18 protein-coding genes are annotated in these 20,999 nt (G+C 45.2%); 16 read left to right on the forward strand and 2 right to left on the reverse strand.

Features of this window, described 5'->3' with window-relative positions; all coding sequences use genetic code 11:
- Positions 1-35: 35 nt before the first annotated feature.
- A complete protein-coding gene (locus tag MKX36_RS11295) occupies positions 36-2,471 on the reverse strand; it encodes a GH36-type glycosyl hydrolase domain-containing protein (RefSeq protein ID WP_340864685.1) in 2,436 nt (811 codons plus the stop codon).
- Between the two features lie 224 nt (positions 2,472-2,695).
- Here MKX36_RS11295 and MKX36_RS11300 point away from each other — a divergent pair, with 224 nt between their 5' ends.
- Entirely contained in the window at positions 2,696-3,430 is a 735-nt protein-coding gene (locus tag MKX36_RS11300; RefSeq protein ID WP_016819027.1) for a thioesterase II family protein, read from the forward strand.
- Positions 3,431-3,446: 16 nt separating this feature from the next.
- Positions 3,447-4,292: a sugar phosphate isomerase/epimerase family protein gene (locus MKX36_RS11305; protein ID WP_044786508.1), complete on the forward strand. Its 846-nt coding sequence runs from the start codon at positions 3,447-3,449 to the stop codon at positions 4,290-4,292.
- A gap of 93 nt (positions 4,293-4,385) precedes the next feature.
- Here the strand turns inward: MKX36_RS11305 and MKX36_RS11310 are convergent, their stop codons facing one another.
- On the reverse strand, positions 4,386-4,754 hold the full coding sequence (locus MKX36_RS11310) for a DUF423 domain-containing protein (RefSeq protein ID WP_017428559.1): 369 nt from the start codon (positions 4,752-4,754) through the stop codon (positions 4,386-4,388).
- 277 nt (positions 4,755-5,031) lie between these two features.
- Between MKX36_RS11310 and MKX36_RS11315 the strand changes: the two genes are divergently transcribed.
- From MKX36_RS11315 to MKX36_RS11380, 14 genes are all read left to right on the forward strand, one after another.
- The gene (locus MKX36_RS11315) at positions 5,032-8,019 is read left to right on the forward strand and encodes a glycoside hydrolase family 48 protein (protein WP_445671818.1); all 2,988 of its coding nucleotides are present in this window, start codon (positions 5,032-5,034) and stop codon (positions 8,017-8,019) included.
- A gap of 136 nt (positions 8,020-8,155) precedes the next feature.
- On the forward strand, positions 8,156-8,659 hold the full coding sequence (locus MKX36_RS11320; RefSeq protein ID WP_013371107.1) for a ferritin: 504 nt from the start codon (positions 8,156-8,158) through the stop codon (positions 8,657-8,659).
- 284 nt (positions 8,660-8,943) lie between these two features.
- Positions 8,944-9,492 (forward strand): GNAT family N-acetyltransferase, encoded by a 549-nt coding sequence (locus MKX36_RS11325; protein WP_031463500.1) that lies wholly within the window; start codon positions 8,944-8,946, stop codon positions 9,490-9,492.
- Between the two features lie 317 nt (positions 9,493-9,809).
- The gene (locus tag MKX36_RS11330) at positions 9,810-11,837 is read left to right on the forward strand and encodes a S9 family peptidase (protein WP_117289866.1); all 2,028 of its coding nucleotides are present in this window, start codon (positions 9,810-9,812) and stop codon (positions 11,835-11,837) included.
- 197 nt (positions 11,838-12,034) lie between these two features.
- On the forward strand, positions 12,035-13,138 hold the full coding sequence (locus MKX36_RS11335; protein WP_117289864.1) for a hypothetical protein: 1,104 nt from the start codon (positions 12,035-12,037) through the stop codon (positions 13,136-13,138).
- A gap of 177 nt (positions 13,139-13,315) precedes the next feature.
- On the forward strand, positions 13,316-14,905 hold the full coding sequence (locus MKX36_RS11340) for an acyl-CoA synthetase (RefSeq protein WP_340864686.1): 1,590 nt from the start codon (positions 13,316-13,318) through the stop codon (positions 14,903-14,905).
- A gap of 47 nt (positions 14,906-14,952) precedes the next feature.
- Positions 14,953-16,185, forward strand: a complete 1,233-nt coding sequence (locus MKX36_RS11345) for an aminopeptidase (protein WP_340864687.1) — start codon at positions 14,953-14,955, stop codon at positions 16,183-16,185.
- Positions 16,186-16,431: 246 nt separating this feature from the next.
- The gene (locus tag MKX36_RS11350; protein WP_016819037.1) at positions 16,432-17,022 is read left to right on the forward strand and encodes a TetR/AcrR family transcriptional regulator; all 591 of its coding nucleotides are present in this window, start codon (positions 16,432-16,434) and stop codon (positions 17,020-17,022) included.
- An 18-nt stretch (positions 17,023-17,040) separates the two neighbouring features.
- Positions 17,041-17,667 carry an HXXEE domain-containing protein gene (locus tag MKX36_RS11355; RefSeq protein ID WP_025364834.1) on the forward strand — a complete coding sequence of 209 codons (627 nt, stop codon included), beginning with the start codon at positions 17,041-17,043 and terminating at the stop codon, positions 17,665-17,667.
- 119 nt (positions 17,668-17,786) lie between these two features.
- The gene (locus MKX36_RS11360; RefSeq protein WP_107735052.1) at positions 17,787-18,575 is read left to right on the forward strand and encodes a DUF4309 domain-containing protein; all 789 of its coding nucleotides are present in this window, start codon (positions 17,787-17,789) and stop codon (positions 18,573-18,575) included.
- A 144-nt stretch (positions 18,576-18,719) separates the two neighbouring features.
- Positions 18,720-19,247, forward strand: a complete 528-nt coding sequence (locus MKX36_RS11365) for a TetR/AcrR family transcriptional regulator (protein ID WP_340864688.1) — start codon at positions 18,720-18,722, stop codon at positions 19,245-19,247.
- Positions 19,248-19,457: 210 nt separating this feature from the next.
- The gene (locus MKX36_RS11370; protein ID WP_340864689.1) at positions 19,458-20,048 is read left to right on the forward strand and encodes a sulfurtransferase TusA family protein; all 591 of its coding nucleotides are present in this window, start codon (positions 19,458-19,460) and stop codon (positions 20,046-20,048) included.
- A complete protein-coding gene (locus MKX36_RS11375) occupies positions 20,045-20,560 on the forward strand; it encodes a DsrE/DsrF/DrsH-like family protein (RefSeq protein ID WP_263560323.1) in 516 nt (171 codons plus the stop codon). Before MKX36_RS11370 ends, MKX36_RS11375 begins: the two co-directional genes overlap by 4 nt.
- Positions 20,561-20,636: 76 nt before the next feature.
- Positions 20,637-20,903, forward strand: coding sequence for a metal-sensitive transcriptional regulator (locus tag MKX36_RS11380; protein ID WP_016819043.1), 267 nt, complete (start codon positions 20,637-20,639; stop codon positions 20,901-20,903).
- The last annotated feature ends 96 nt before the right edge of the window (positions 20,904-20,999 follow it).

Here is a 20,999-nt window from a genome sequence, read left to right on the forward strand (position 1 = left end):
AGTTGAAGCTAATTTTTTTGAAGGACATGAACTCGTTAGCCCAGCAACACTTTTACCTGATGAATAGTTCCATCTCCTGCAACTGGCAGAATATTATTCGTTAGAATAGTGCCATCTACGGTAACTGTAGCTACACCTTTGGAGACGTGCTGTGGATTCGTGATATGAATCACATAGGTGTCGCCTCGGAAGACACGGGTGACTGTGAATTCTCCCCAGGATTTGGGGATGCACGGATCAATACGCAGACCGTCCCATTCCGGCTGAATACCGAGGATGGATTGAGTAATAGCTATAAAATTCCAAGCCGCAGTACCTGTTAGCCAGGAATTTTTGGCTTCACCTTCACGAACCGCATCCTTGCCCGCAATCATTTGAGCATACACATACGGCTCGGTACGATGAATGTCGCTGATGTCCTCTAGAAAAGCGGGAGCAATTTTGCTATACAGCTCAAAAGCGCGATCACCGCGTCCTATGACAGCTTCTGCCATCATAATCCAGGGGTTATTGTGACAGAAAATACCTGCATTTTCCTTATACCCAGGAGGGTAGGAAGAGATTTCACCCAGATTAATATAGTAGCGGGAATAAGGCGGATGTTGTAGTACAATGCCGTAGGGAGTTTCCAGCCGATCACGTGTAGAGTCGAGAGCTTTATGAGCCAAGCCTTCTTCAACGCCAATTCCTGCCATTACACAGAAGCCTTGAGGCTCTATGAAAATTTGCCCTTCCTCACAATCCTTGCTCCCTATTTTGTTACCATAATGGTCGTACGCCCGCAAGAACCATTCCCCGTCAAACCCATGCTCCAATGTGGCTGTTCGCATACAATCCACATGTGCTTGAGCGGCGACTGCTTCTTCATTCAAACCTCTGCGCTTGCAAAGTTCAATAAAATCCGGCCCAGTGTATACGAATAGTCCTGCGATAAACACAGATTCGGCTATGCGGCCCTCCAAATTCTGTGTCGTCTGATAGGACTCATCTGGTGTAGCGGAAAAACAGTTGAGATTCAGACAGTCGTTCCAGTCAGCCCGGCCAATGAGCGGAAGACCATGCGGACCGAGATTGTCTACAACATGATAAAAAGAACGCTTCAAATGTTCAAACAGCGAAGCGGCACGATCTATATTCCCGTCAAAGGGAACTTGTTCATCCAGTATGCCAAAGTCTCCGGTTTCTTTGATATATGCTGAGGTACCGACAATAAGCCACAGCGGATCGTCGTTAAAGCCACCGCCAACCTCGTGATTTCCTTTTTTGGTTAACGGTTGGTACTGATGATATGCCCCGCCATTTTCAAATTGAGTAGAAGCGATGTCGATAATCCGTTCCCTTGCCCGCTCCGGTATTTGGTGGACGAAGCCGAGCAAGTCTTGATTTGAATCCCGAAAACCCATACCACGTCCAATACCGGATTCAAAATACGAAGCCGAACGTGACATATTGAATGTAACCATACATTGATACGGGTTCCATATGTTCACCATTCGGTTCAGCTTGTCATCGTGACTTTGAAGGGTGTACTTGGACAGCAGATTGTTCCAATAACTTCGCAGCTCACTTAACGCACGGTCCACATCGGTTTCATCCGCAAATTGCGCGATCATGGCATGAGCCTGTTTTTTGTTAATAATACCGGGGGACTCCCATTTTTCTTCCTCTGGGTTTTCCACATATCCGAGTACAAAGTTACAGCTTGTTTCTTCGCCCGGCTCCAGTGTAATCTCAATGCAATGCGATCCGATAGGGGACCAGCCGCTGGCTATCGAGTTAGACGCTTGCCCTGCGGTGATGGTGTAGGGCTGATCCAGTCCGTTGTAGAGACCCAAAAAAGCTTCACGGTCTGTGTCATAGCCCGCCAGCGGACGATTCGCAGAGAAAAAAGCATAATGATTGCGGCGCTCACGGTATTCTGTCTTGTGATAAATGACAGAGTCCTGTATTTCAACTTCGCCTGTGTTCAAGTTACGCTGAAAATTGGTCATATCGTCATAGGCGTTCCACAGGCAGAATTCGACGAATGAAAAGAGTTTGATCTTTTTAGTTTGTAACGATATGTTCTGAAGCTTGACCTGGTGGACCTCGCCGTCAAAGGATAGGGGCACAAAAGCTAGTTGCGTAGCCCGAATCCCTCTGCGTTCCCCCATAATTGAGGTATATCCAAGTCCATGACGACATTCATACTGCTCCAGGTCCCTTTTAACCGGCATCCAGCCCGGAGTCCAATAATCTCCATCAGCATAAATATAAAAATAGCGACCACCGTTATCGACAGGAATATTGTTGTACCGGTAACGTGTTAAGCGACGTAAGCGAGCATCTCGATAAAATGCATAGCCGCCGCCTGTATTGGAGATGAGTCCAAAAAATCGTTCATTACCTAAATAATTAATCCAGGGATACGGAGTTTGAGGGGTGGTGATGACATATTCTTGGTTGGCATCATCGAAGAAACCATACTTCATGGCGCAGGACTCCTCTCAATTTGGAAAAATAAAAGACCCAACACATGATTATATTCAAACATACAGCAGTTCTTCCTTAAGAAATACATTTCCTGCTTTATGCAAAATGTGCTTGAATTCGTCAACCCTCTTTTTCGAATTTGCAAAATATTTGAAATGGGTAAATATACCTTTTTGTGCTAAAATAAAAAAGTTAGAATTCCGCAACACAGGAGGTTGCAAGAATGGTACCTATCACATTATTTTTCATCCCATATGCAGGCGGATCGGCATCAGTCAGCTTCAAATGGAAAAAGCTGCTGCTTCCACAGATTAAACTTGTCCCTTTGGAATTGGCGGGCAGAGGTATTCGTTCTGGGGAACCGCTTAAGGATAGTATTGAGGAGATGAGCGAGGATCTGTTGCATCAAATCAGCCATGAGTTAGCCCCTGGTGATCCTTATGCCATATACGGTCACAGCATGGGTACGATGATTGCATTCGAGCTGTATTATAAGCTGGTGGCTGGAGGATATGGCCAGCCGGCTCATCTATTTGTTTCGGGTGGACGGGCACCGCATATCCCAAGAAATCTCCCGTGGTTACATGATCTGCCTGCAGATCAATTCAGAACGCATTTGCAGAGGTATGGTCAACTTTCGGAAGCCATTTTTGACAATCAGGAATTGTATGACTATTTTATGCCAGTATTAAGAGCAGATTTCAAAGCAGTCGAGATGTATAAGTATATGAGCAAAGCCACGCCTTTACATTGCCCTATCACCGCCTTGACAGGACTGACTGATAACACGGTGGCCCTACAAGATGCAGAGGCGTGGGCACAGCATACGGATCAGCAATTTCGTGTGTTTACCTTTGAGGGAGGACACTTCTTTATTCATGATGAAGTAGAACGAATTACAGAAATCATCAATGAGTCCTTGGAGCTGAGTACGGCGATTAGTAGAATACAAAAATAAAAAGAGGTGATTTTTAGTGACAGTAGGTGTATTGGCACATTTGTTTGGCAAGTTGCCTTATCGCGAGTTGGCTGCAAAGGTAGGTGAAGCGGGCTTTACTCATGTTCAGCTCGCTCCGTGGAGAGCGATCAGTGATGTCGATTTTAATAAACCAGGCAAGTTCAATCCTGGATTGGCATTGTCTATCGCTGAGGAATTTCGTAAGCACGGAGTATCCATATCAGTGCTCGGGTGCTATTTGCATTTTTTTGTACAGGATGAGGAATTGTTACGTGAAAATGTAGAGCGGTTCAAAGAGCTGATCCGATACGCAAGTCTGTTAGGAGCACCAATGGTTGCAGCTGAAGTCGGACGCAATGAGGATGGGACCCCTTATTCGGAGCGAGACTGGAGAGTTGTAAAAGAAGTTGTGCGAGAATTAGCAGATGAGGCGGAGAAGTGGGGCGTATTTGTAGGATTAGAGGCTGCTAACGATCATTTGGTCGGAACAGCAGCAGAGCTAGCTACCTTTCTGGAGGAAGTACCGTCTTCACACATTGGTGTTGTGATTGATCCGGGTAATTTGCTAAAAACGGAAAACCTGGCGCGACAGGATGAGATCATCCGCGAAGCTTTTCAGCTGCTAGGACCTCGGATTATCGCAGCACATGCCAAAGACCGACGTTTGTCATCATCAGGTGAGATCGAGACCGTACCGCCGGGTTTTGGTGACATGAACTATGCTCTATATATGGAACTGCTGGAGCAGTACAAGCCAGGGGTCCATATTATTATGGAAGCTGCTCAGGAGCATGAAATGGCTCAATCCAAACGCTATATCGAAGGTCATCGGATCGCGGCTCAGAAAGCACAGCAAGTGTAAACGAAATCATAGACGCGTTCATCTTCATCAATAAATCGGCCATGATACAGGAGACTTGGAAGCGCCTACTTTTCCAAGTCTCTGTTTATTTGTTTAGCCTTGTATTACCGCCACAATCACAATGACCCAGCTTGCCAAAAAAGCCAGCCCGCCAATCGGGGTGACGGCTCCAAGCTTTTTCACACCAGACACACTAAGAACATACAGACTGCCGGAAAACAGAAGAATGCCCACCAGCATAACCCAACCTGCGGTTACAATAAGAGAAGAATGGGCAAGGTTGCCTGCAAGAACTCCCAGCAGCAACAAACCCAAACCGTGAGCAATTTGATATTGAATTCCTGTCTGGAATATGCTCATCATGTCTGCGGAAAGTCTTTTTTTCAACGCATGCGCCCCGAATGCTCCCAGAGCTACAGCTAAAAACATCACAATACAGCCAAGCAACAGCAACACTTTCATGTTTTAACGCCTCCTTGTGAAATAGTACCGATTCCTATCGATTTCGTCAATTTTCCTTGTGCAACTCTAAACATATAGAATTTTTCGACTCTCATTTGGCGACTAGTGTGGTATATTCTTGCCAGGGCCAATGTGAAGCATTTGGAGCTATGGACAGCGTGTCCTCCACCTTTATAACGGGAAAGTGAGGTGATGGCGCTGTCTTTTTGTGCTGTCGTTTTTCGGAACCAAATTTTAAGTAAAGCCAATATTGATAATGGAGAGGATGAATGCAAAAGTGATCAGTAGAAAATCTGTGTTCAGAAAATCTGTCTCTATGGTCATGTCAGCCATTTTGGTACTTCCGTTAAGCTTGGGTTTATTTCAGGCCGAACCCGACCGTGCATCAGCCGCAACCCCTGAATCAACACGCTTTTTGCAAATGTATAAACAACTGAAGGACCCAGCTAGCGGTTACTTTTCTAAAGAAGGTATCCCTTATCATTCCGTTGAAACACTTATGAGTGAGGCGCCTGACTATGGACACTTAACGACCTCGGAAGCATACAGCTATTGGATGTGGCTGGAAGTTCTCTATGGTCATTATACCGGGGATTGGGGTCATTTGGAATCGGCATGGGACAACATGGAGAAATATATCATTCCTGTTAATGAGGGTGACGGTAAGGAAGAGCAGCCTACAATGAGTAACTATAATCCGAACAGCCCTGCCACTTATGCCGCAGAATATCCACAGCCGGATCAGTACCCAAGCCGTCTGAGTGGTCAGTATGGTGCTGGCAAGGACCCACTGGACTCTGAGCTGAAGGCAACCTATGGCAACAATCAGACCTACCTGATGCATTGGTTGCTGGATGTAGACAATTGGTACGGTTTTGGCAATCTGCTGAATCCGTCACATACGACGACCTATGTGAACACCTTCCAGCGCGGGGAACAGGAATCGGTCTGGGAGGCCGTACCGCATCCATCGCAGGATAATCACAAGTTTGGCAAGCCTAATGAAGGCTTCATGAGCCTGTTCACCAAGGAAAATAATGCTCCTGCACAGCAATGGCGCTACACGAATGCCACGGATGCGGACGCACGGGCGGTTCAAGCCATGTACTGGGCAAAAGAACTCGGTTATGACAACCAGGTATATTTGGACAAAGCGAAAAAGATGGGAGACTTTTTGCGTTACGGCATGTACGATAAATACTTCCAGAAAGTAGGAAGCGCTTCCAATGGAAGTCCGATTGCTGGCACGGGCAAGGATGCCAGTCTTTATCTAATGGCATGGTATACGGCTTGGGGCGGCGGACTGGGCCAAAGCGGCAACTGGGCTTGGCGGATTGGTGCCAGCCATGCGCATCAGGGCTACCAGAATGTCGTTACTGCATATGCATTATCCGATAAGGATAGCGGATTGATCCCAAATTCACCTACGGCAGGACAGGATTGGGCGACCTCGCTCAAGCGCCAATTGGAATTTTACACTTGGCTGCAATCTGATGAGGGGGCCATTGCAGGTGGAGCAACGAATAGCTGGGATGGTGCCTACAAGGCGTATCCATCTGGTACGAGCACTTTTTATGGCATGGCTTATACAGGGGCTCCTGTATATCAAGATCCACCGTCCAACAACTGGTTTGGCATGCAGGCTTGGCCTGTCGAGCGGATTGCGGAGCTGTACTATATTTTGGCCAAGAAAGGTGACACTTCGTCTGAGCAGTTTAAAATGGCTAAACAAGTGACGGAAAACTGGATCGCTTGGTCCAAGAGCTATGTATTTGCCAACGAACGGCCTGTAACTGATGCGCAGGGTTACTATTTGGATGCACAAGGTAAGCGTATTCTGGGTGGCAAAAATCCGAAGGTAGCCACTACAGCGGCTAAAGGTGAGTTCTGGCTGCCGAGCAATCTGGAATGGAGTGGAAAGCCTGAAACCTGGAGCGGATTTGCCAATCATAAAGGAAATGCCAATCTTCATGTCGTAACCAAAAATCCAGGACAGGATGCAGGAGTGCTGGGCAGTTATGTGAAAGCGCTAACCTTCTTCGCTGCCGGAACAAAAGCTGAAAAAGGAGACTACACCGAGTTAGGCAAGGAAGCCAAAGATCTGTCCAAAGCCTTGCTTGATGCAGCATGGGGCTATAACGACGGCATAGGAATTACAACGAAGGAAGCACGTGAGGATTATTATCGTTATTTTACTAAAGAAGTATATATCCCGAGCGGATGGAGTGGTAAGACTGGGCAAGGCAACACGATCCCAGGCACAGACGCTACACCGTCTGATCCGTCCAAGGGCGGGAATGGTACGTATTCCAGCTATAGCGACATCCGCCCTAATATCACTAAAGATCCGCAATGGTCCTATCTTAAAGACAAATACACGACTTCATGGAACAAACAGACCAAAAAATGGGATAAAGGTGCGCCAGAATTTACGTATCACCGTTTCTGGTCCCAAGTAGATATGGCAACTGCTTATGCAGAGTATGACCGTCTGATTAATGGTAGTGGACCAGCCGAACCTACAGCTCCCAAAGCTCCGGCAAATGTAAAGGCGAGTGCAGGAGATGCACAAGTTACACTAACCTGGAGCAAAGCGACAGGTGCTGATAGCTACACGGTTAAGCGCTCCACAGCCAGTGGTGGCCCGTATACCACGATAGCAACGGTAACTGACGCCACTTACAAGGATACAGGGGTGGTGAATGAAACCACTTATTATTATGTAACAAGTGCAACAAATTCCTTAGGAACCAGCCCGGATTCTGCTGAGGTCAGCGCCAAGCCAACAGCAGCCCCGATTCCGGCGAAGGGAGATGTAATTGCCCAATACCGTGTGGGCGACACCAACCCGGGAGATAACCAGATTCGACCACTCTTCCGTGTCGTAAACAAGGGTAAAGAGGCTCTTGATCTGAAAAACGTAAAGCTGAGATACTACTATACTGTAGATGGCGATAAGGGGCAGGAGTTTCACTGTGATTATGCACAATTGGGCAGCGGCAATGTTCAGGGACGGTTTGTGAAACTGGATAAGGCCGTAACTGGGGCAGATTATTATTTGGAGATCTCCTTTGGAGCCGGTGCGGGAAGTCTGGCAGCAGGGGAAAACACGGGGGATATTCAGATTCGCATGAACAAGGCGGATTGGAGCAACTATAACGAAAGTGACGATTTTTCCTATGATGCAACCAAGACCTCTTATACAGATTGGGACAAAACACCTTTGTATATAAACGACAAACGTGTCTGGGGTCTGGAGCCTTGATTGTGAACTAAATGTTGAGCAAGGCGGGCGGAACGTGAGTGTGTCTGAATTCACTTCCGTCCGTTTTTTTGTGATCAAATTCATGGTACACTAAGAACGTTACATCATTACATATCTGACCGAGGTGACCTAAGACATGAATGACAATTTGGCACAGGCTCTGAATGAGCAAATGAACTTTGAATTTTACTCCGCTCACGTATATCTGGCGATGGCTGCATATTGCTCTAGTGAAAGTCTAGATGGGTTTGCAAACTTCTTCCTGGTACAAGCAGAGGAGGAACGGTTTCATGCCATGAAACTGTATAGATACATTAACGACCGTCGAGGACGCGCCACATTGGCAGCATTACCGGAGCCCAAAAATAGCTACGATTCCATGCTGGACGTATTTGAGCATGGCTACAAGCATGAGCAGCAAAACACACAAAAATTTTATCATTTGGCTGACTTGGCCCTCGATGCACGTGAGCATGCAACGATCCATTTCTTGAAATGGTTTATTGATGAGCAAGTCGAAGAGGAAGCTCTGTTCGATAGTGTTATCCAGAAGCTTAAGCGTATTGAAAGAGACAGCAATGCCTTTTATATGCTGGACAGCGAGTTTGCCAAACGCAGCTTTGTTGCCCCTGCGGAATAACACAGCGTACAGGTTGGTTTGAATGCCCCAGAGACAGGGACAGCATTCTATTGGTCTAGAAAGTAAAGGAGCCCGGCTTTCGGGCTTTTTTGCTTTTATTTGAATTGCGGACTTTCCAACCCTCAAGGGACATTGTTATTTTAAATGAAGGTATAGAAAAAATTAATTTGTCGCTGAATGGTGAGCATGCTACAGTTATGTTAACTTTTATTTCTGATTAAAAAGATAGGATTAGTTAAAAAATTTATGCACATTATTACAATACTATAGGGAGGCGGGGAACTATGAGCGAGATCTATCGTCTGGCACGTCAAGAGGATGCAGAAAGATTGCAGTATATAACGTATGAGGCATATGAAACAATTCGGCAGTTGGAGCTTAAATGGCCTGCCGCTCAGGCAGACGTCGCTCTCATTCAAGAAAACATTAAAAATAATGATTGCTATGTGCTGGAAGTCGATGGTGTCATCCAGGCTACCGTTAGTCATTTAAAAAATAGAGCCCTTAATTTTATAACCGATCTTCCGTTTGTGATGTGGTTTGCCGTAGATCCGGCTGCTCAGGGCAAAGGATATGGAAAAAAACTGCTGAACTGGGTAGAACAAACGATTATTCGTGATCAGGTTGGAGCTCCTGCAGTGACATTAGCCACTGCGGAAAAACATCCCTATTTATTATCCATGTACGAGCGTTGGGGATATGAACGTATCCATGCTTTTGACCATGGAACAGGGGACGGGACGATGCATTTACTGCGTAAAGTAGTGAATCCTGAATTATTCTCCACCTACATCCATGAAAAGAATGAAGCCGAGACTGCTAACCGAAATTAGACACGATCACTGGAGAAGCCTGAGTTCACAGTAGAAATTCCAAAATATCGTCAGGCAGGCTGTGCTTGCAGAGGAACTTGGCTTTAATGCGTACGGTACAGAAGAACGATAACAGATATGACCTTCTCTCAAGAAAGCAACCGAAGCAGCGGTGTTTTCGAGTCATTGTGACGGAGAGAGGGTTCTTTGATTTTTGGACAAATTGACAGAGATACATAAAAAGAGTAACGTAATTGTATATTTAAATTCATATAAAATTAATCGGATTAATTGAATGTGAAGTTGTACAAATCTGACAATATTAAGGAGGGATTTATTTGAGCAACTCGCAATCTGGCACAACCAAACGCCGTATAACAGCTGAGGATTTATATCGATTTCACTGGGTTAGCGATCCAGCTGTTCATCCCACGAGTGGCGAAATTGCTTACGTAGAGCAGTGTATTAATAAAGAACGGACAGACTACAACTCGGCTATTTGGCTGTTGCCGTTCGAAGGTAAAACTCCAATACCCTTTACATATGGATCGAAAGATGAAACACCTGTCTGGTCACCGGACGGGTCACAACTTGCTTTTCTCCGTTCGACAGACGGCAAGCGTCAGGTATGGATTATTCCAGCACGCGGGGGGGAAGCCCGACAACTTACGCACGTAGGGAACAATGTTCGTTCATTAGCCTGGTCGCCGGATGGAGCCTACATATCGTTTGTAGCTAAAACTGCTGAGAACCAGTCAAGTCCTACATGCGACGCAGGAAAGCAGGAGACACAGCTTGAGGGACGAGTAGTTAATCGAACAAAAGCTAAATCCGACGGCTATGGGCTGTGGGATGATACTCGTGATCACTTGTATGTAACTGATGTGACTTTAGGGCACACGGTTCAACTGACATCTGGCGCTTATGATGTGGTGGAGCCTGTCTGGTCACCGAATGGTCAACAGATTTTATTTGTCGCTAGGATAGCGGAGCATTCCAAAGAGGATACGGATTTACGCAAGCAAAATGATTTGTTTACGGTAGCTCCTGCGACTTCTAATAGCAATGCGGCAGTACCGTTTAAGCTGACTCATTCCGAGCTTCAAATCGAGAGCGCTGTATTCTCTCCCGATGGTACATTGATTGCCTTTTACGGTCATGATCGTCATGCCAAAGGCGCTACTCAGACTCGACTGTATACGGTTCCCTCCAGTGGCGGGACGGCAGTATGTGTTAGTGAGACGCTTGATGCTCACCTCGGTAATGCGGGTATGAGCGACATGCGTTCACATCTTCATGTAGGACCACCACGCTTCAGTGCGGACAGTCAATCCCTGTATACGCTGGTAACCATTGAAGGAAATGTGCACGTATATCAGTTTGCGCTTGATGGAACTTTTAAAATTTTAACCCAAGGAGAACGGGAAATTTACCAATTCGAGTTTACTTCGGATGAGCAGCATATCATTGCTGCTTCCACCAATGTCGCTTTACCAGGCGATTTGTTTCGAATTGCGATCCATTCAGGGACCGAGGAACGGCTAACACGAGTGAATGATGCTCTGCTTGATGAGATTGAGATCAGTGTGCCTGAGAGCTTCTGGACGGAGGTCGAGGATGGTCGGCGCGTGCAGGGATGGGTGATGAAGCCTGCTGGTTTTAAGGAGGGGGAGGCTTATCCTGCCATTTTGGAAATTCACGGCGGTCCCCATGCCATGTATTCCAATTCCTTTTTTCATGAGTTTCAGTTGCTGGCGGCTCAGGGGTATGCAGTCATCTATACGAACCCGGGAGGAAGTCGAGGGTATGGACAGTCTTTTACTAATGTTGTCCTTGGAGATTACGGCGGACGTGATTACACCGATCTACTGAGCGCCGTGGACGAGGCTATACGCCAATTCCCATTCATTGATCCAGAAAGACTGGGGGTCACAGGAGGCAGCTATGGTGGCTTTATGACTAACTGGATTGTAGGGCATACGGATCGTTTCCGCGCAGCTGTGACCCAGCGTTCCATATCTAACTGGCTGTCAATGTATGGGGTGAGTGACATAGGGTACTCGTTTACGGAAGATGAAGTTGGCGGGAATCCATGGGATGATTTCGAGCTTTTGTGGAGGCAGTCCCCGTTGGCTTATGTACAGCAAATCAATACACCGCTGCTCATATTACATGGAGAGCAGGATCTACGTTGCCCTATTGAGCAGGGAGAGCAGCTGTTTACAGCATTGCGTCGTTTGGGAAAGCCCACCCAATTTGTCCGTTTCCCAGCTTCGAGTCACGAGCTTTCACGTAAAGGGCACCCACAGCTTCGCGTAGAACGACTGCAACGCATTACCGACTGGTTTGTCCAACACAAAATATAAGTCTCATTCGATTTGTAGTGTTTATGGAAAAATGTCAGGTCCTAATCTTAGGACTTGGCATTTTTTAATGTGTCTTATATCCATTCTCTTAACCCCATTTAGTGCTGGTGCTGGGTCACGATTTACGGTTATCATATACGAAGATATTGTTCGTTCATCGCTTCTTGCTTATATTCATATTTAAAAGGAGATATACAATGGCTGAACCCTTAAAAAATATGTACACGGAGGAATTCCTTCGTCTATTCGGTGAAAGAGTACAGGCTGCATACAGTCCGTTCGACATTGACGGATTTATCCATCAAGTTATGGATAAAAAATGGGGAGAGCTGGAGCTAAAAGAACGAATACGGCGTATTTCGTTAACATTAGGGAAGTTTTTGCCCAGTAGTTATGAAGAAGCTCTTTCTATATTATTTGCCATTGATGAGTACTGTAGCGGATTTCCGTACTTGTTTTTCCCTGATTTCGTAGAGGTATATGGGCAGGGAGAAGAGCATTGGGACCTGTCCATGAATGCACTGGAGCGATTTACATCAAAATCCTCTGCGGAGTTCGCTGTGAGACCCTTCCTCCTGCGTGAACCAGAACGGATGATGCGGCAGATGATGACCTGGGCGGGACACCCCAGTGAACACGTCCGCCGTCTTGCCAGCGAAGGTTGTCGTCCACGGCTGCCTTGGGGACAGGCGCTGCCTGTCTTCAAACGTGATCCTGCTCCGGTATTGGCTGTATTAGAACTGCTGAAGGCCGATCCATCATTGTATGTACGTAAAAGTGTAGCCAACAACCTGAACGATATTGCCAAGGATCATCCCGATATTGTCATCGCAACGGCTCAACGGTGGAAGGGCGCACATCCTGATACCGACTGGATTGTGCGTCATGGCTGTCGATCCCTGATTCGCAAATCCATCCCTGAAGTGATGGCCATGTTCGGCTATGCGGATGATACAGATGGGGTGCCGCTGGTCACAGCAGCCTCTTTCACCACAGACCCTGCCGTATTAAAGATCGGGGATCACAGTGAACTGAGCTATGTGCTTCAGCTTCGAGAAGGTGAACCTGTACGAGTTCGCATCGAATATGGCATCGACTTTGTAAAGGCGAGAGGACAAGTCTCGCGTAAACTGTTTTTGCTTTCTGACAAAACGGTCCCTGGAGGAACCCGTCTAACGGGTACACGAACACATCGGTTCGCAGACCTGACAACTCGTCGTCATTATGCGGGAGCGCACCGAATTGTGCTGCTCGTAAACGGGCAGGAAGCGGCTTCTACAGTGGTAGACATTGAGTTGTAGATTACAATAATAGTAAAGAAAAGAGTCTGTATTCAGGCTCTTTCTTTTTGTCGTTTGTTTTACAAATTTTATTTTTTTCCAAATAAATTAATTCTGGTATTAGAACCTGGTACTAAGACGTGTTATACTACATAAAGGAAGTTGCTCTTATCTTATGTATAAAGGGGAAGGTATAATTTGACTGATCAGCAACAATGGCTTGCGCCTGAATATTACAATATGACTTCGGAAATGGAACACCATGAGGCTGGTAAGACCGCACTCAAGTGGTTAAGTGAGACAGGGGAATACGAAGAAATCACCTACGGAGAGCTGTTGAAAAAGGCAAATTGGCTGGCTGGTGGACTTGCAAGTCTGGGATTTAACAAAGGAGATAGAGTTCTGGTCGTAGTACCACGGCGTATTATTGCATATGTCATTTATCTGGCATGCTTGAAGCTGGGGCTTGCTGTCATCCCATCTTCAGAAATGCTGCGGGCCAAGGATATTGCATATCGCCTTCGCCATTCGGAAGCGCGTGCAGTCATTGCCTGGACCGGAGTAACAGGTGAAGTAGATAAAATAAGTGATGATTTGCCTGCTTTGGCTCACCGCATTGTAGTCCCCGGGGACCACACAGCAAATGCACCTGGTTGGCTTGTGCTGGATGAGCTGATGGAAGGACAAGAAGATATTTTTGAAGCTGTGAAGACACACCGTGACGACATGGCCATTCTGGCCTATACTTCGGGTACCACAGGAAATCCTAAAGCTGTTGTACATAGCCATGGCTGGGGATATGCCCATCTGCGGATAACATCACCATGGTTGGACATTCAAGCTTCAGACATAGTATGGGCCACAGCCGCACCTGGCTGGCAAAAATGGATTTGGAGTCCGTTTTTATCGGTACTGGGAAATGGGGCGACTGGATTCGTATATAATGGTTCGTTCCGTCCGGGTCGTTATTTGCAGTTGCTGCAGCAATACGGAGTCCAAGTGTTATGTTGTACGCCAACTGAATATCGAATTATGGCAAAAATGGATGGTTTGGATCAATACGATCTATCCCTATTGCGCAGCGCAGTTTCTGCGGGGGAGCCGCTCAATCAGGAGGTTATCAACAAGTTTCAGGAGCAGTTCAACATTACGATTCGTGATGGCTACGGTCAAACCGAGAGTACGTTAATTATTGGAAATCTAAGAGACACACCTCTGCGCACAGGCTCGATGGGCAAATCTATTGCACCGGGACTTGTTGAGGTCGTAGACGAGGATGGTATTCCGCTGGCTCCAGGGCAAGTGGGCGATATTGCAGTGCGTGCTGATCTGCCGGCATTGTTTCATACGTATTATCATGATCCAGAACGCAAATTAGCTAGTGTGCATGGAGATTATTTTGTTACAGGAGACCGGGCTCGAAAGGACGAGGATGGATATTTTTGGTTTGAAGGACGCGGTGATGATATCATTATCAGTTCTGGCTATACCATTGGTCCTTTTGAAGTAGAAGAAGCGCTGATGAAGCATGATTCTGTGCAGGAATGTGCAGCGGTAGCCAGCCCGGATGAAATCCGTGGACATGTTGTGAAAGCTTTCATCGTGCTCAAAGCCGGGGTAGAAGGATCACCGGAGTTAGTAAAGGAACTGCAACATCATGTGAAAACATGGACGGCACCTTACAAATATCCACGAAAAATAGAATTTATTCAGGAACTCCCTAAAACCAGCTCAGGAAAAATACGGAGAGTGGAGCTGCGTGATTTGGAGAAGCAATCCGCACTGTAGTGATGAAGCCATTCAATATTATTAAAACGAAACAGGAGCGTGGAAAAATGAGTACATTTGAATCATTATTGGAGCAATACGCAGAACTGGTCGTAAGAGTAGGGGTCAACATTCAGCCAGGACAGGCGTTGTTGGTAACTGCACCACTGGAAACTGTTGAGTTTACACGCCTGATTGTCAGCAAAGCCTATGAAGCAGGCGCTAAATATGTACAGGTAGAGTTTGAGGACGATTCCATTACACGCAGTCGTTTTGAACATGGTGACGAAGCCAGCTTTAATTACTACCCTGCTTGGAAGGCAGAGATGATGGAGAAATTCGCCGAAGAGGGTGGAGCTACACTTACGATTAAAGTGCCGAACCCGGATTTATATCAAGGTATTGACCCGGAACACGTTTCTCGCGCAACAAAGGCGGCGGCTACGGCGAGAGAAGGCTATGCTCACTATACGCGGAATGCTAAGATTAGCTGGTGTCTGATTAAAGCGCCGACGAAGGCTTGGGCAGATAAAGTATTTGCCGATATAGCAGAAGAGGACCGAATTCGTGTCATGTGGGATACGATTTTCCAAATGAATCGTGTAGACGGCTCCGATCCAATTCAAAATTGGCAGGGACATTTAAACAATCTCGAACAGCTACAAAACAAGCTGAATCATAAAAACTATAAAAGCCTCCATTATCGTGCACCAGGAACAGATTTGAAAATTGAATTGGCCGAAAGACATATTTGGCGTGGTGGCGGCGGTGAAAACGCCCAAGGAATTTATACCGTGGCAAATATGCCGACAGAAGAAGTGTTCACAATGCCTAAGCGTACAGGTGTCAATGGCCACATCACAAGTACCATGCCACTTAATTTAAATGGGCAACTGGTAGATCGCATTACGTTTACCTTTAAGGACGGTAAGGTCACCGAATATACAGCAGAATCCGGCGAGCAGCATCTCACTCATTTGCTCGCTACAGATGAAGGGGCCTGCTATCTGGGAGAAGTTGCCCTGGTGCCGTACGATTCACCGATTTCCAATCTCAATCGCATCTTTTATAATACAGGTATCGACGAAAATGCCTCCTGTCACTTGGCCCTAGGCAGTGCGTATCCATTTAATATCGAAAATGGGACACAAATGAACCGGGAGGAGTTACTCGAGAACGGTGCCAATGTCAGCCTGACTCATGTTGACTTTATGATCGGCTCAGCCGAGCTGGATATTGATGGTGAACTGCAAGACGGAAGCACAGAGGCTGTGTTCCGCAAAGGAAATTGGGCAATTTAGTTTAGTCTTTTCTTAATCTCACTTCACTCAACCCGCAAACGATCTGATTCGTTTTGCGGGTTTTTTCATAGCCTAATTCTCATATCTTTACTTGTTTTGTGAAATGTAAAGTGCTAAGCTAAGTTCAAACAATAATTTAAACAGTGTTTTAAATATCGTTTTAATTTTTGCTTAAATTGTTGTTTTGCTTAAAGTAGTCCGTTTCATTTGTCCTTTAGGATTAAACTAAACAGGAGGAGGAAAAAGATGAGTCACCCAGACAAAAAACAACAGACCAAAGAAAAAATTCTACAGTCTACGCTGGAGTTTATCCAAAAGAAAGGTTTCGAGGCGGTTACAATCCGAAAAATTGCTGACCTGTCTGGTACTAATATTTCTCTAGTTAATTATTATTTTGGCTCCAAAGAAAATTTGCTCAGCGAAGCTATCGAAGTGATCCTAAACAGCTTTCAGCACACATTTTCTGTTTTGGACAATACAGCGATGCCCCCGCAAGATAGACTGAAACAATTTTTACTTAACTATTTACAGGTCATTCGCCAATATCCAGAGCTACTATCACGAATTATTGTGATGGGCAGCACGCCCTTTACATCTCAACAGGAATACGGAAGATTTTTAAACATAATGGGGTTTCCAAAGGTCCAGAACACAATCAAGGAGCTAACAGGTGAGCAACAGCCAGAGCGGTTGTTAGCTATGATGCTGCAAATATTCGGAGCCATTTTTCTGCCTGCACTGATGAGTCCAATTCTTGAATCTGGAGCAGTTGTGGAAATGCCTACAATAGAGGAACAATTAAACCTGCTGTTTGAAAGATATTTTGATCAAAAATAAATCTCAGGGGTGAATACCATGGAATTTTTGAGAAAATATTGGCAAGATGCAGGAGGCATCATTGGAGTGGCTGTATGTATTGTTTTGCTTATGAATTCAGCCATCTTATCGGATCTATCAGGCATACTGTGGTTAAGCTTTGTGGCAATTTTGTTTCACCAATTTGAAGAATACCGCTGGCCCGGATATTTTGCGGGTTTATTTAACAATGTTTTGTTTAAAAGTGAAGCCCCGGATCATTACCCCTTGAACACTCAATCAGCGATGATCATTAATGTGGCAATTGCCTATGTATTTTATCTACTCCCCGTCTGGTTTCCCCACGTAATCTGGCTTGGACTCGCACCTGTTTTGATGGGATTTTTTCAGGTCATCTGGCACGGAATTGTTGTCAATCTCAAAGCAAAAACTGTATATAATCCCGGTTTGTGTACGGCAGTTCTCCTGCATGTCCCTGTCGGAATCTGGTATATCCATGAAATTGTAAAGCGAGACATTCCTACGGCAATAGACTGGATTGCAGGCACAATCTACTTTGTTTTTGCTATATACATTTTTATTGTGAAAGGGAATATATGGTTGAAGAAGAGTGACTCCCCTTACGCCTTTTCTAAACAACAGCTAGGCGCTTACGATCGCAGGTAGGATGTATTAGAAATTTATAACGCTATTGTTTACAAGTTGGATACAAGTAGAGGTATTCTCGAAACGAGGTTCGGTTACACTTGGTTTGTACTCAAGAACAAGGAAAGAGTGATCTCATAATGAAACCTATACATCAATCTCGCAATCGTAAAAAGTTAGCTTGCAAGCTAGTTACTACCAGCGCTTTATTAGCAATCGGTTTTGCTGTAATGACAGGATGCGGCAATAGTGGAGAAGCAAGCTCAATTGCTCCATCTACAACAAAATCAGCCACACCATCTGCCAGTAATTCAACAGATCAGAACACAGACATCAATACAAATGAGCAAGATACTCCCAATAACAAGACGAATACAGATATCAGTAAGCCTAGTGCGGATGCAGAAAATTCCAAGAAACCTGGAAAAAAGTCTGATCAAGGTTTAACCTCGACACAGCAGAAACCTGCTAGTAGTACAGCCACACCTGACAGTAAACACGGCTCCGCGACTGCTATAATGAGCGCAGCCAAGCAGGGGACGTTGCCTCATCTGCCTAAAGGTCTTGGTCTAGGAACGAGCAGCGATCTGTTGTTCGAGCTATGGGGGAAATCCGATTCTGGTTCTACAGGCCCTATGAGAAGTTACGCCAAATATCATACAGATCTCATACTGGATGGAAGTGACAAAGTTACAGAAATTACTTCTTTCGACCCACAATATAAAAAGTTGCTTATTAATCAAGTTATTAGCGAACTAGGCCAGCCCACAGAAACAATTGACACCTCTAAAGACACATCCGGCACAGCAGAAGCTAATTATACGATCAACAACACGTCAGATCTTAGTTATTATTTAGTATTTTCTTATCAAATCAAAACGCAAAAGGTCAATTATGTTCGGTTATACTTTAACACGATGACGCCATAATGGAGTGTGCCAAAGGAGTCGTTTCCATCATGATTAGGGAGGCGACTTTTTTGGTCGATTGCATTTTTAGAGTGTGACATTTATACTAATTAGTAATTGATTAATCACTACTAGGAAAATGTAACAAACAAAGGATGAGAAAATATGGCTAAAGCTACATCAACATCAATAAATCGCCAAAAGGAAATCATATCTGCTGCTATCGAAGTCTTTGCAGAGATGGGCTACTATCGAGCTACAACGGCCAAAGTTGCGGAACGGGCCAATATTTCTCAGCCCTATGTTTTCCGCTTTTTTGCTACCAAGGAAGCTTTGCTTATTGAAGCGTTGAAGGTTTCATTTGCACGCATCATAAACTCTTTTCACCAGGTCATTCATTCGGCTTCGTCTGAGCAGTTAGAGCATGAACTGATTGCAGCCTATTCGCAAATTATGATGGACTATCGCAATGAAATACTCTTACAAATGCAGGCGCAGACGATCCGTGAGGATGTGGTTGTAACCGTGATGCAACAGGGGCTACGTGAGATCCATACGACGGTCTATAATGCTTTCCGGCAGGCAGATATTGAACAAGCCATGGAAAAAACGATGCTTTTTCTCGCCAGAGGCATGCTATGTAATATCTCGATGTCGCTGGATCTACCAGAACTGATGAAAATAGACGATTAATTTTATGTATGCAGTAGAGTCGCGCTTTTGTGCGGCTTTTTTTGTTTGCTTTTAGTTAGTACAAGGCATAAATTCGTTAGTTTCTGAGCGAAAGGAGCTAACTAGGTTGACAAGGGAAGCGAGTCTCGTTATTCTTATACCCATAGGGGTATATGTATTAGGGGATTTTGCTAAACTAATCCCCCTCAAAAAACAGGCGGAGGTTATAGAATGTCATCAACTAACAATATCCAAGCAGATCATATTCTTGATTGCAAAGGGCTAGCTTGTCCTATGCCTATTATAAAAACAAAAAAGGCTATGAATGACCTCGTTCCCGGAAAGATTATGGAGGTTCAAGCGACTGACAAAGGTTCATTAGCCGATTTTCAGAGCTGGGCTAAAAACACTGGACATCAATATCTGGGCACTCTCCAAGAAGGAGATGTAATGCGACATTATTTACGCAAAGTAAATCCGGCTGAGGTGAAGAAGGAGCAAATATTTTCTTCTACGATAAGCCATGAAGAGCTACAAGCAAAATGTTCTTTAAAAGAGAACTTCATTTTGCTCGATGTTCGTGAACCCGCCGAATTCGCGTTTAAACATATCCCTGGATCTAAACATATCCCTCTTGGCGAACTGGAGAACAGACTTTCTGAGCTGAATCTGGAAGATGAAATCGCAGTGATCTGCCAAGCTGGAGCACGCAGTGAAAGGGCCTGCCGCTTGTTGGCAGACAAAGGAGCTAAAAACGTCAAATCTGTGCTTTCAGGCATATCCGACTGGGCAGGAGAAACAATGGGGAGCGATTCTATATGAGTACAGCAGCAGGAACTTATGCAGAGAATCAAGAGCAAGCTCAGCCCAAAACAACGATTATATTATTCAGCGGTGAGCTGGATAAGGCACTTGCTGCATTCATTATTGCGAATGGAGCGGCGGTATATGATCATGAAGTAACTATTTTCTTTACATTTTGGGGACTAAATATATTGCGTAAGGATGAACTCATACGCTCCAATAAAGGAATGCTCGAAAAAGCCTTTGGCTGGATCATGCCTCGTGGACCCAAAAAGCTTGGGCTATCCAAAATGAATTTTGCCGGACTCGGTCCACAGATGATCAAGCATGTCATGAAAAAGCACAATGCGCTTTCCTTGCCGCAGCTTATAGAGTTGGCACGAGAGCAGGGCATCAAGCTCGTTGCTTGTACCATGACAATGGATCTATTAGGACTGCAGCAAGCAGAGCTAATAGATGGTCTGGAGTATGCTGGAGTGGCCGCCTACTTGGGGGATGCTTCACAGGGGAAGGTGAATCTATTTATTTAGGGTATTCTATTTACTTTTTTGGTTTATAATATACCTATACGTGTATATGGTAAGTCAGAAAAGGAGTGCATTGCTTATGGATTACAATTACAGTGATGAACTGAAAACGCGCTTGAGAAGGATTGAGGGCCAGGTGCGTGGGGTGCTTCGTTTAATGGATGAGGGAAAGTCGTGCAAGGATGTAGTCAGTCAGCTATCAGCTGTACGCAACGCATCAGATAAAGCAATAGCCCAAATTGTAGCAGAAAATCTGCAACGTTGTATATTGGAAGAGCGAGAAGCTGGAGGAGATACAGATAAGCTGGTTAAAGAAGCAATTCAGTTGCTGGTGAAAAGTAGATAATTATGTGAATACACGAAAACAAAGAATATATAATAGCCGTAATTAAAAAGTTCGCTGCCTCTAGTTGGTAGCGGGCTTTTTTAATCGGACAATTTT

Origin of the sequence: Paenibacillus sp. FSL W8-0439, from assembly GCF_038008995.1 — a bacterium.
GTDB classification, from domain to species: Bacteria; Bacillota; Bacilli; order Paenibacillales; family Paenibacillaceae; genus Paenibacillus; species Paenibacillus polymyxa.

What these genes read in the sequence shown, in the direction of transcription:
- MKX36_RS11295 (WP_340864685.1), bottom strand. Translation starts at nt 2,471, where the DNA reads ATGAAGTATGGTTTCTTCGATGATGCCAACCAAGAATATGTCATCACC.
- MKX36_RS11300 (WP_016819027.1), top strand. Translation starts at nt 2,696, where the DNA reads ATGGTACCTATCACATTATTTTTCATCCCATATGCAGGCGGATCGGCA.
- MKX36_RS11310 (WP_017428559.1), bottom strand. Translation starts at nt 4,754, where the DNA reads ATGAAAGTGTTGCTGTTGCTTGGCTGTATTGTGATGTTTTTAGCTGTA.
- MKX36_RS11320 (WP_013371107.1), top strand. Translation starts at nt 8,156, where the DNA reads ATGAATGACAATTTGGCACAGGCTCTGAATGAGCAAATGAACTTTGAA.
- MKX36_RS11325 (WP_031463500.1), top strand. Translation starts at nt 8,944, where the DNA reads ATGAGCGAGATCTATCGTCTGGCACGTCAAGAGGATGCAGAAAGATTG.
- MKX36_RS11335 (WP_117289864.1), top strand. Translation starts at nt 12,035, where the DNA reads ATGGCTGAACCCTTAAAAAATATGTACACGGAGGAATTCCTTCGTCTA.
- MKX36_RS11345 (WP_340864687.1), top strand. Translation starts at nt 14,953, where the DNA reads ATGAGTACATTTGAATCATTATTGGAGCAATACGCAGAACTGGTCGTA.
- MKX36_RS11350 (WP_016819037.1), top strand. Translation starts at nt 16,432, where the DNA reads ATGAGTCACCCAGACAAAAAACAACAGACCAAAGAAAAAATTCTACAG.
- MKX36_RS11355 (WP_025364834.1), top strand. Translation starts at nt 17,041, where the DNA reads ATGGAATTTTTGAGAAAATATTGGCAAGATGCAGGAGGCATCATTGGA.
- MKX36_RS11360 (WP_107735052.1), top strand. Translation starts at nt 17,787, where the DNA reads ATGAAACCTATACATCAATCTCGCAATCGTAAAAAGTTAGCTTGCAAG.
- MKX36_RS11365 (WP_340864688.1), top strand. Translation starts at nt 18,720, where the DNA reads ATGGCTAAAGCTACATCAACATCAATAAATCGCCAAAAGGAAATCATA.
- MKX36_RS11370 (WP_340864689.1), top strand. Translation starts at nt 19,458, where the DNA reads ATGTCATCAACTAACAATATCCAAGCAGATCATATTCTTGATTGCAAA.
- MKX36_RS11375 (WP_263560323.1), top strand. Translation starts at nt 20,045, where the DNA reads ATGAGTACAGCAGCAGGAACTTATGCAGAGAATCAAGAGCAAGCTCAG.
- MKX36_RS11380 (WP_016819043.1), top strand. Translation starts at nt 20,637, where the DNA reads ATGGATTACAATTACAGTGATGAACTGAAAACGCGCTTGAGAAGGATT.